Source organism: Bacteroides sp. L10-4 (genome assembly GCF_013373675.1).
Lineage (GTDB): Bacteria > Bacteroidota > Bacteroidia > Bacteroidales > Bacteroidaceae > Bacteroides > Bacteroides muris.
The window spans coordinates 1-10818 of the sequence record NZ_JABXJH010000084.1 but is presented as its reverse complement, the minus strand read 5'-3'; the positions used below and the strand labels follow the sequence as shown (position 1 = coordinate 10818).

Below are 10818 nucleotides of genomic sequence, written 5' to 3'. Positions count from 1 at the left end.
ATGCATCTTCTCGAAAAGGCAAATCTTGGCTGTTTCATTCCCATGCAATATAAGATAAGTATCCGTAGGGGCAGGAAAGTCCGTGCTTTGGTTCCCGTCATCCGTAACCTGGTTTTTGTCCACGCACGTCCTTCCGAAGTGCAGCGATTTAAGTCTCAAATTACTTATTTGCAATATATCACCGATACCCGTAGCGGTCAGAAAATAGTCATTCCCGACCATGATATGCAGCGTTTCATAGCCGTCGCCGGTACCTACAATGACCATCTTCTCTATTTCCAACCCGAAGAACTGAATCTCTCCAAAGGTACGAAAGTCCGTATCACCGGTGGCGACTTCGAGGGTCAAGAAGGTGTTTTTTAAAGGTAAAAGGTGCCCGTGATCGTCGTGTAGTGATTGCTATACAAGGTATCATCGCCGTTGCCATGGCGACCATCCATCCAGACCTCATCGAAGTAATCAAATAATCGTCGATAATCAATGATTAGTCATTGGTGATAGATAAATCATAACTCTGAAATCATAAATCAAAATAGCATGTCTCTTTTAGAAGAAGCACTCCTCCTTCAGCGTGCCGCGCACGATCTGATGTATTTGGGTATGGACGGCAGTCCTATCTATAGCGATGACTTGTCCCGTCGTAACAGCGAAGTCTATCGCTTGACCACAACTTTATATAATTCAGGCACCTGGGGTACCACGGTGGAGGAGCAAGCAAATGTATATCTTGCGCTCTTGAAAGGGTATAGTGCCTCGTTCATTGACCATGGTGAAAAACAGCAGCATGTGCAGGAAGTATTGAGGCGTTGCTGGGATGCCCTTGATTCCCTTCCTTCCTCTTTGCTGAAACTCCGCTTGCTTACGGCTTGTTATGGAGAGGTTTTCGATGAGCCTTTGGCCGACGAGGGCCGTTCTATCATTGCTTCCTGGAATTCCGCATCGCTCACGGCAGAACAGCAAGAAGCGGTTGCCGAGTTTCGGAATGTGGTGGATAATCCTTATCCGTGGGAGGAAATGGAATAAGTAGTGTTTTGGGGTGCTTCGGCGGCCAAATGAAAAACTATAGTTTGCAAATATAAAAAACGGTAAACCAGTTTTTCCTTTTTAGAAAAATCGTATATTTGCAGCATGAACATTCATAGGTAGGAGCAAATGGATATGACGCGTAAATTGCCTATCAGTATACAGACTTTTGAAGAATAGAGGTATATTTTAGGAGAATAAATTTTCCAAAAATAAGGTGGCATACAATATACTTTATATTAAAATGCTTATCTTTGTTTTCAAGATAAATAATGAATCATGAAATCTACACTAGATTATGTAAATTTGTTGCGCCGTTATTTTGAAGAGGTAGCACGTCAGGAAGGGGTTACAAAAATGGCTCTGTTTGGTTCCGTGGCCCGTGGTGAACAAAATGAAGATAGCGATGTGGATGTTGCTTATGAAGGTTCTCCAAATCTTTTTTTGCGTATTCGTATGAAGATGGATTTGGAGCAGCTTTTTGGGTGCAAAGTAGATGTTATTCGTTTGCGCAAACAGTTTTCCGGAACTGTATTTGGCGACAACCTCAATAAAGATTTGATTTATGTATGACGAACAGCGCATATATTCACTATTAGAACGAATAGAGGATGCTATTTTGCTAATACAAAATCAGACAGATAGCATAGAAACAGCGGATTATTTTTTGAATAGTCAGGAAGGTATTTTTATGTTGGGAGGTGTTTGTATGCAACTTATTTTTATAGGAGAGAGTGTAAAGACGCTTGATGCTAAGAATGCAGGCTATTTAGCCGATTATCCGGAAATACCTTGGCGGGAAGTTATGGGGCTTCGTAACGTTATAGCTCATGAGTATCATCATATAGATGCAGAAGAAATTTTGAATGTAATCAAGAAAGACCTTCCTGTTTTGCTTTCTGTTATACAAAGAATGAAAAATGAAATTTGATCAGTTGCATAGCGATGTGGCTTAGAAGTATCTTGAAATAATGGTTATAGGGAGGCTTATCTATAGTGAAGGTATGGGAGAGGACTAGGAAGGCCGATACACTATAGACAACATGCTTGTTGAAAGAGCCATCCGGCCTTTTACGTATAATACATTATAAATCGTTAAATTTTGAAATACTCAAAAGTTCATCCTCTTGATTTTTAAGAGGGTGAACGCTATTGAGTGCTTACAAATCAATCTCCTTTTTGTCGTTATTTATCAGGAACCGCCTTGTGGCGGCTTGCCTTGGGTTATACGTCAAAATTGGACGTTAACAGATATCTCCGATAATTATTTTACAGTTTTATGAGTAAGAGTCAGAGAATAATCAGGAATAGTTTGCTGCTTTATCTGAGGATGGGGATTGTGATGATTGTGACCTTGTATACGTCTCGAAAGGTTCTGGAACTTCTGGGTATTGATGATTTTGGATTGTATAATACGATAGGAGGGGTCGTTTTAATCTTTACATTTGTCAATGCAGCTCTTTCAAGTTCCACAGCGCGTTTCCTTGCTTATGAATTAGGTAAAAGCGACTATAGTGCTTATACGAAAACATTTAATATCAGCTTGGTTTTACATTTATCCATCGCTTTGCTTTTTTTGTTATTGGCAGAAACTATAGGGCTGTTCTTTGTCAATACCTATCTAAATTTGCCTTTAGATAGGATACAAGCGGCAGGCTGGGTATATCAACTATCTGTGATAAGTGCTTGTGTTAACATTGTAAGAGTCCCTTTCAATTCATGGGTCATCGCTTTTGAAGATTTCACTTTTTACGCCTATATTGGAGTTGTTGAAGCTGTATTAAGGGTGTTATTCGTTTTTTTACTCTTTTATTTACCGGGTGATAAGGTGATATTATATGCTGGTTTGGTGATGTTGCTCTCAGTTTTGATAACTCTTTGTTTTTATGTCTATTGCAGAAAGCAACCTTATTATCATTTTTATTTTGTGAAAAAGAGAGATGACTATATGGGACAAATAAAATTCTCCGCTTATCGGCTATTTGGAGCTTCATCTCAACTTGCGGAGCAGCAAGGTGGAAATGTGATAGTTAATATTTATTACGGTGTGACTGTTAATGCAGCAATGGGTATCTCCAATCAAGTTAATGCTGCTATAAATAGCCTTTTAGCTGGTTTTCAGAATGCATTTCAACCAGTGATAACCAAATTGTATGCTTCAGATGAGAAAGAGGAATTATTTCTCTTTGTATCAAGTACGGCAAAATACTCCATTCTTTTATTTTGCTTTTTAGCAATTCCATTAGTCCTGAATATAGATTATATCCTACATATATGGTTGTCTACTGTACCGGATTGTACATCAATATTTTGTGTGTTGATAATTATTTGTTCGTCTATAGAGGCTTTCTCGGCACCATTGTGGATGGTAATATTGGCAACTGGGAATATCACAGCATACCAAATAATATTATCTACTCTTACATTTTTAGGCTTTTTAGTGGCTTTTCTGTCTTTGTTCTTTGGTGCAAGCGTAGAATCCATCTTTTATTATCGTATAATGACTTATGCTTGTATACTGTTATTCAGGCTTTATTGGGTACGCAGGCAGATTAACTTTCCTTTTTATGATTTTCTAAAATCGGTGATTCTTCGTACTCTTTTTACGGTTACTATATCTTATGCTGTGACGTTGACAATTTGTTGTAATTTGTATGGCTTGGAAAGGTTGCTATTGTCAGGAATATCTCACTTGGCAATTTTTACCATTATTCATTATTTCTTTTACTTAAATAATGCGGAACGGAACAAGCTAAGACATCTTCTACTCAAAAAACAAATAAAATAAATATGATTGACTGGAATGAATATCCCTTGAACTTATTGAGTAAAGTTCAAGTGGAAGAAGCTGTATCAACATCTTCTTATGTAATTGTAGATATGGAGGCTCGTGAGTTGTTATCACCCAATCGTTTTGATATTTATGCGAAGCTTCTATATATAGACCATAAAGTAAAGGGCGTGGATATGTCTTATGCGATGAGTGTCTACAGAAAACATATAGAGGTAATTACTGGATACTCATTTGCTGAAAATGGTCAACCGGATAAAAATTCATTTGATAAGTTTATAAAATGTTTTGACCATTTAGTTGAGACTTTCCAATTGAGAGGATTTGACCCGACTCTTTCCCTGATACCTGTTGATGCAGATAATTTACCTATGGATGGAAGTCACAGGGTGAGTTGTGCAGCTTACTTTAATCAAAAAATTCGAGTAATAAAATTTATAAACTATAGGCGCTTCCCATATACAAGTGAATGGTTTGCTAAAAACCATTTGTTTGAGAATGTGTTGGGAGCAATTTCGTTGGAGGCATGTAACTGGCACTCTGACTTGTATATGGCTTGTCTTTGGCCTAGAGCTTATGAACAAAAGGAAAATCGAAAACAAGCTTTGAAAATACTGAAAGGAACTGTCAGTATTGTTTCTTGCTTACAGCTTGATTTAGGAAAAAATGGCTTGAGAAACCTCTTAATACAGGTTTATGGCTTTATGCCTTGGATAGGTAATGCCCGCAATCATTTTATGGGAATTTATCATAAACTCAATGAAATCTGTTCTTCTTCAAATTGTACAACTGTTGAATTTATATTATTTCAAGGCAAGGGATTGGAGTCTGTGTTGGAATTGAAAGAGAAGATAAGAATGATTTTTAATCAAGGAAAAGGTTCTATTCATATTACGGATAATATGGAAGAAACCAAACAAATTGCTCGTCTTATATATAACCCTAACAGTGTTGCTCATGTAAAATATGCTTATCCTGACAAGTTTCTGAAATCGTGGGATATGTGTATGAAATATAAAAGCTTTTTAATCGATAATGGGTTCAATTTGGATAACTATATTATTGATTCTTCGATGGTAATGGCCATTAATGGAATACGAGAGGCGGGAGACCTTGACTATTATACTGTAGATTCTGAAGATAAGAAGGAATCATTACATTTCATGCAACCGAGTTGCATGGAATGTAATGATAAATATGCTATTTATCATGACATTCCAATAATGGATATGATATACATTCCGAGCAATTATTTTGTTTTTAATGATTTGAAGTTTTTGACGCTTGATGCTGTAAAGCGATTTAAGAAAAAGAAGGGAGAAAAGAAGGATTTATTGGATGTTAAGCTTATAGAGTCTTTTTGCTCGATGAATAGTGACCAATGGCGTTACCGTTTATTGTTAATTCAGAATGCTTATCGAAGAAAGAAAGCCCATTTAATTCTTAGATCTAAGAGCTTTCTTCGTATCATACTGGTTAGGTTGCATTTGTTGGAATTTGTAAAGAGAAAGATGGTGGATAAATCTTAAAAAGAAAAAGTCTTGTAGTACAGTTCCGAGTATGAAAAAGGTAAAAATTCCTCTTCATACTTAACCTTTTTACTTAATTTAAAAGTTTGTATTTGAATACTTATCTTATGGATAGTTTTTCTTATTATCAACATATGTTGATTCCTAATTGTGAACCTCATGAGATACCGAATCTTTCTTGTTTAAATAATGGATTGATATGGAATAGTTATGGTCTAAAAGCTGTAATATGCAGATATACAACTAATTACGATGTGCTAGGGGGGGGGGTAAAAACTGGTATTATGTAATAAAAGACACCCCTTTTGATATTTCTAAATTAAAGAGTAAGCGTCGTTATGTAGTGCTTCAAGGAGAGAGAAACTTTGAAATAAGGCTTATTCATGCTGAAGATTATAAAGAAGAACTTTATTCTGTGGTCTGTGATAGTCTTTCTGCATATCCGAAGAAATATCGTCCAGTGAATCCATCAAAAGAAAATTTTATTAGCTCTTTGAATTCATCGTCTTTAAAAGACAGACTTTATGGTGCTTTTTATCGCGATACGGGGAAACTTTGCGGCTATGCTTTTATTCATATAAGAAAAAAAGTAATAGATTTTTCTATTTTGAAGACTATTCCATCTTTTGAAAAATTGCAAGTTAATGCGGCATTGATTTATGGAATACTTCTTGATTGTAATGATTTACTTAGTTCTGGTTTTTATATTTGTGATGGTTCAAAGAGTGTTTTTCATGAGACGAATTTTCAAGATTATTTAGAAAAATATTTTGCTTTTCGTAAAGCTTACGTTGATTTGCATATAGTATATAATCCAAAATATCGTTTTACCTTCAAAGTTCTTTATCGCTTACGTTTTCTGTTTTATAAATTGGATAGCATTAGATTGATACATAAGCTAAATGCTATTTTCAAAATGCAAGAATGTGCAATAGAAAAATTATGATACAATTTGTCTTGTATGCCTGCAATAATAGATAAATATAAAAAATTTTCAGTATTGATGTCTGTTTATAAAAACGACAAACCTGAGTTCTTATATTGTGCTATAAAGAGTGTTACGTTGCTTCAAACTTTACAACCTTCGGAAGTCATATTGGTTATAGATGGTCCTATATCTGTTGAACTTAACAATTGCATTAAGATGTTGATGGAGGAAATTCCTTATATACGTCCGATACGCTTGTTGGAGAATAAAGGATTGGGAAATGCTTTGTATGAAGGGTTACTAGCATGCTCTTTTGAGATAGTAATGCGTATGGATAGTGATGATATATCTGTTCCTAATCGATTTGAGAAACAGATACGCTATATGGAAATGCATCCTGATGTATCTGTTTTGGGTGGTCAGATTTCAGAGTTTATTGATACGGAAGACAATGTGGTAGGGTATAGAGTTGTTCCTCAAACACCTGAAGAAATTGCTCATGTGATAAAGTGGCGTTGTCCGTTTAATCATATGAGTGTGGCATTTTTACGCTCGTATGTTATGAATTCAGGAAATTATCAAGACTGGTTTTGGAATGAGGATTATTACTTGTGGATTCGTATGTTCTTGGCTGAATGTAAGTTTGCAAACTTGCCTAATATATTGGTAAACGTGCGGGTGGGAAAGGATATGTATGCTAGAAGAGGTGGCATGAGATATTTTAAAAGTGAAGTGCGATTGCAGAAGTATATGCTTGATAATAGCATTATTAATAGCAAGGTCTTTTTAGTTAATGTTTTAGTAAGGTTTATGGTGCAACTTCTGCTGCCCAATAAGGTTCGTGGATGGTTTTTTCAAAAATTCGCTAGAAGTTAAAAGGATATAATTAATATTTGACAAAATATGATTGGTTTTAAGTACTTGTTCAATAAAATCCAGGACGTTAAGCTAAGAGACTATTTATCTTTTTTCCCTATGGTGATAGCCTGGATTGCCAAACCTCTTTATAGAAAGAAATTTCAGACTGTTTGGCTGGTATGTGAGGAGCCAAAGGAGGCTAGAGATAATGGGTATCACTTCTTTAAATATATGTGCTTGCATCAGCCACAACAAAAGTGTATATATGCCATTAAAAAGAAATCGGTTGATTATAAGAAAGTTGCAGAATTGGGGGAAGTCGTTGAATATGGAAGTATGCTTCATTGGATAGCCTATTTTTTGTGTGAATATAATATTAGCTCACAAAAAGGAGGTAAACCTAATGCGCCAATTTGTTCTTTTATGGAGTTAAATAATTATTTTCATATGCGCAATATTTTTTTACAGCATGGTGTGATTGTCAATAATCTAAAATGGTTATATTCTGATTGTTCTAAAATTGATAAATTTGTAACATCTACACTGCCGGAAACTGAATATATTATCTCGAGGTTTGGTTATCCTAAAAATAGCATTTGCTTAACAGGTATGCCAAGATTTGATGCCTTGCATAAGATTCAAGTGATTTCTAATAGGATTTTAATAATGCCTACATGGAGATACTGGTTTAATCTTAAATCGAAACAGAATAAGAATACGGATAATGATTTTGAAACTTCTGAGTATGTGCGGTGTTGGGAAGAGTTGTTGGTTAGTCCGGAATTGGAGCGGCTGATTAATAAGTATCAACTGGAGGTTATCTTCTATCCTCACCGCAATATGCAGAATTACATAAAAACTTTTGAACAACTAAAGACTTCTGTTGTGATAGCTTCTTGGGAGAAATATGACATACAAGAACTATTGAAAAGTTCAGCAATAATGATAACAGATTATTCCAGTGTTTTCTTTGATATGATATATATGAAAAAGCCGATTATATTCTATCAATTTGATGAGGAAAAGTATAGGAAATATCAATATGGCGAAGGGTACTTTGACTATCATCATAATGCATTCGGAAACACCTACTCTTCTTCAGATTTGGTGATAAAAGAGTTAGAGAAAATGGCGGTTCGTGGCTTCAAACCTTCGGAGGATTTTTTAAGAGAACATGATTGCATCTTTAAATATTGGGATGAAAAGAACTCTGAAAGAATTTTTAAACTATTGAAAGAAAATTAGTTGTCGGTTGATATGAATTCAAAATAGGAGTGTGGCAGATATGAAAAAGGAAAAGACATCCATCGTAATTGCTTTTTTATTTTGTTCATTTATGTATCCGGTAATATTCAAATTTTCCTCTGCATTATCGTATGCGTATGTGTATGGGATTCCATTTGTATATTTATTGCTCAATTATAAACTGTTTAATCGGCTTACTAAGATGCAATCGAATCTTATTATATGCACGATTATGCTTGTTTTTTTTAGTTTCCTATATCCGATTATTCATGGAACTGGTGACTTTTCGTATGTAAAAATATCAACTTTTATTTTTCGGAAATTAGTTGTATACATATTTCTTATTTCTCTGCTAGTTAAGAAGTACAAGGAAAGAGCAAATATAGAATGTTTTATGTATTATTACGCATTGACACATGCAATATATGTTATTGGTACATTGCTGCTGGTTTTCATACCAAGTTTGAAAACTTTCTGGTTTAGTGTATTTGAGGAGGTTGTTTCTTCTGAAATGTTATCGGAATCATTTGGATATACATTTAGGATAGGTTGGCAAGGCTTTTCCGGCTATCGCTTAACGTTGCATTGTACATTAAGTTGTATTTTTCTTTTGTATTTGTTTTATGTTGGTAAAAGAAATTTTCAAATAAACAAGAAAATATTGCTTATTTGCTATATACTCTGTTTTTTGGGAAATATGTTTTATGGACGATCGGGACTTGTCTTAACAATAATTACGAGTGTTGTTGCTTCTTTTGTGTGGGGTAAAATGGGTATTGCTAAGTTAGTAAAGTTCTCTTTCTTTGTGTATATATTTATTGTTTGTATATCCTGTTTGCAAGATGTACCTATTTTTTCGGAATGGTATGATTGGATGTCACAACCGATACTTAATTTTTTGACTACGGGTAATTTTGCTAATGCTTCTTTGGAACGGACGCATGAAATGGTATTTATGCCGGAATGGAATACGATTCTTTTTGGGGATGGATATTTTGTTTATGATGGTTCTTATTATAAGAATACAGATTCGGGAATTATAAGGAATATACTGTTTTGGGGAATTGTGGGGTGGATATTGAGTTATGTCACGACGTTATACTCTATTGTAAGTGTAAAGAGAAAGGACAAGTTTTTGTGCTTGCTTATACTCTTTGTATTTGCTGCTTTTGAGTACAAAGGTGATGTGTATTATGAGTTTATAGTTTTATTCTTATCGGCTTCATTCGTAGATTCAATAGTGGGTAGGCTTTACGCGGATAGAAATGCAAATTTGGAAGTGAAATAGTACTTATTGTATTAAATGGGAGGATTTAGATAATGATAAGTGTCGTGATGAGTACTTATAAGGAACCTATAGAGTATATAGAGCAATCAATAAATTCTATTCTTAACCAAACATATCGGGATATTGAATTTGTTATTATCGTAGATAATCCGGATAATGCGGAACATATTGAGTATATTCAGAATAGGATGTCTGGGGATAGCCGTATAAAACTATCTATCAATGAAAAAAACTGTGGTTTAACAGAAAGTCTGAATAGGGCTATTGCTTTGGCTAGGGGAACTTTTATAGCACGCATGGATGCTGATGATATTGCAGAGGTGGATAGATTAGAGTGTCAATTGGCATATCTCATAGAAAACAATCTCGACTTGGTGGGTTGCAATATGAGAGATATGGATGAAAATGGGAACATAATCCAAGGAGCAATAACGCGTTACCCTACATTGGATGGTATCATAAAAAACTATTTGAAAACAAATAGTGCAGTTCCGCATCCTACTTGGTTGGTGAGAAAAAGTGTATATCTAGAGTCTGGTTTTTATTGTGATTTTCCTGCATGTGAAGATTATGAGTTTTTGACAAGGATTGCCATAGATGGCAAAAGACTTGGTAATGTTTGTGCGCCCAAATTGCGATATAGAATAAATAGTGCAGGAATATCATGCAGTAAACGAGTGTCTCAGAAGACAAGCCTTTATTATGTAAGGAAGAATTATCTTCTTCAAAAAAAAGTAATCTTGTTGATTTTCAGAAATTCTTATTAAGTGAAGAGGGAAAAAGAAAGCAAGAAGGACTTCGGCGATATTATGAGCAGTCAGATAAATTGAAATCTTTCCGTAGAAGCAAGAAGAAATTGGCTTTTATTATATTGGGAGTGTGGACGTTCATTAATTTGAAAGAGGGAAGAACTGTAATCGCAAATTTGTTAAGAGAAAGAATTTTGCAATTGCGAAACAGAAAACACTATTAAATAGAACTTGCTTTAGTAGATGACAAAAATTAAATATATGCTGTTAAACATTTAATTTTCAAGTGATTAAATCTGCAAAAGTCCCTGAAATTTAGTAATTTAAAGGAAAAGTTTGGCGACTTTTCTCCATGAAAACTACTAATTCCAAGGACTCAGTCAAAGTTAACCAAATCCTCCCGATTA

At 34.8% G+C, this 10818-nt stretch carries 10 protein-coding genes and 1 pseudogene; all 11 read left to right on the top strand.

All coding sequences use genetic code 11. The annotated features are described in order from the left end of the window. Positions 1 to 467: pseudogene (locus tag HU824_RS18070) on the top strand (UpxY family transcription antiterminator); the annotation flags it as partial. 70 nt (positions 468 to 537) lie between these two features. Then, the gene (locus HU824_RS18065) at positions 538 to 1023 is read left to right on the top strand and encodes a UpxZ family transcription anti-terminator antagonist (protein ID WP_176469601.1); all 486 of its coding nucleotides are present in this window, start codon (positions 538 to 540) and stop codon (positions 1021 to 1023) included. Positions 1024 to 1302: 279 nt separating this feature from the next. Continuing rightward, complete coding sequence (locus HU824_RS18060) at positions 1303 to 1596, top strand: nucleotidyltransferase family protein (protein WP_120382064.1); 294 nt, start codon at positions 1303 to 1305, stop codon at positions 1594 to 1596. Continuing rightward, positions 1589 to 1954 carry a DUF86 domain-containing protein gene (locus HU824_RS18055; RefSeq protein ID WP_176469600.1) on the top strand — a complete coding sequence of 122 codons (366 nt, stop codon included), beginning with the start codon at positions 1589 to 1591 and terminating at the stop codon, positions 1952 to 1954. Before HU824_RS18060 ends, HU824_RS18055 begins: the two co-directional genes overlap by 8 nt. A 348-nt stretch (positions 1955 to 2302) precedes the next feature. Further along, positions 2303 to 3811 (top strand): lipopolysaccharide biosynthesis protein, encoded by a 1509-nt coding sequence (locus tag HU824_RS18050; RefSeq protein ID WP_176469599.1) that lies wholly within the window; start codon positions 2303 to 2305, stop codon positions 3809 to 3811. Positions 3812 to 3813: 2 nt separating this feature from the next. Further along, entirely contained in the window at positions 3814 to 5343 is a 1530-nt protein-coding gene (locus HU824_RS18045; protein ID WP_176469598.1) for a hypothetical protein, read from the top strand. Positions 5344 to 5686: 343 nt separating this feature from the next. Next, positions 5687 to 6289 (top strand): hypothetical protein, encoded by a 603-nt coding sequence (locus tag HU824_RS18040; RefSeq protein WP_176469597.1) that lies wholly within the window; start codon positions 5687 to 5689, stop codon positions 6287 to 6289. A 15-nt stretch (positions 6290 to 6304) separates the two neighbouring features. Beyond that, the gene (locus tag HU824_RS18035) at positions 6305 to 7147 is read left to right on the top strand and encodes a glycosyltransferase (protein ID WP_176469596.1); all 843 of its coding nucleotides are present in this window, start codon (positions 6305 to 6307) and stop codon (positions 7145 to 7147) included. 27 nt (positions 7148 to 7174) lie between these two features. Continuing rightward, complete coding sequence (locus tag HU824_RS18030) at positions 7175 to 8374, top strand: CDP-glycerol glycerophosphotransferase family protein (RefSeq protein ID WP_176469595.1); 1200 nt, start codon at positions 7175 to 7177, stop codon at positions 8372 to 8374. A 394-nt stretch (positions 8375 to 8768) separates the two neighbouring features. Then, positions 8769 to 9662, top strand: coding sequence for a hypothetical protein (locus HU824_RS18025; RefSeq protein ID WP_176469594.1), 894 nt, complete (start codon positions 8769 to 8771; stop codon positions 9660 to 9662). A gap of 47 nt (positions 9663 to 9709) precedes the next feature. After that, positions 9710 to 10429, top strand: a complete 720-nt coding sequence (locus HU824_RS18020; protein ID WP_176469593.1) for a glycosyltransferase — start codon at positions 9710 to 9712, stop codon at positions 10427 to 10429. The last annotated feature ends 389 nt before the right edge of the window (positions 10430 to 10818 follow it).

What these genes read in the sequence shown, in the direction of transcription:
- HU824_RS18065 (WP_176469601.1), top strand. Translation starts at nt 538, where the DNA reads ATGTCTCTTTTAGAAGAAGCACTCCTCCTTCAGCGTGCCGCGCACGAT.
- HU824_RS18060 (WP_120382064.1), top strand. Translation starts at nt 1,303, where the DNA reads ATGAAATCTACACTAGATTATGTAAATTTGTTGCGCCGTTATTTTGAA.
- HU824_RS18035 (WP_176469596.1), top strand. Translation starts at nt 6,305, where the DNA reads ATGCCTGCAATAATAGATAAATATAAAAAATTTTCAGTATTGATGTCT.
- HU824_RS18025 (WP_176469594.1), top strand. Translation starts at nt 8,769, where the DNA reads ATGTATTATTACGCATTGACACATGCAATATATGTTATTGGTACATTG.
- HU824_RS18055 (WP_176469600.1), top strand. Translation starts at nt 1,589, where the DNA reads ATGTATGACGAACAGCGCATATATTCACTATTAGAACGAATAGAGGAT.
- HU824_RS18020 (WP_176469593.1), top strand. Translation starts at nt 9,710, where the DNA reads ATGAGTACTTATAAGGAACCTATAGAGTATATAGAGCAATCAATAAAT.
- HU824_RS18045 (WP_176469598.1), top strand. Translation starts at nt 3,814, where the DNA reads ATGATTGACTGGAATGAATATCCCTTGAACTTATTGAGTAAAGTTCAA.
- HU824_RS18030 (WP_176469595.1), top strand. Translation starts at nt 7,175, where the DNA reads ATGATTGGTTTTAAGTACTTGTTCAATAAAATCCAGGACGTTAAGCTA.
- HU824_RS18050 (WP_176469599.1), top strand. Translation starts at nt 2,303, where the DNA reads ATGAGTAAGAGTCAGAGAATAATCAGGAATAGTTTGCTGCTTTATCTG.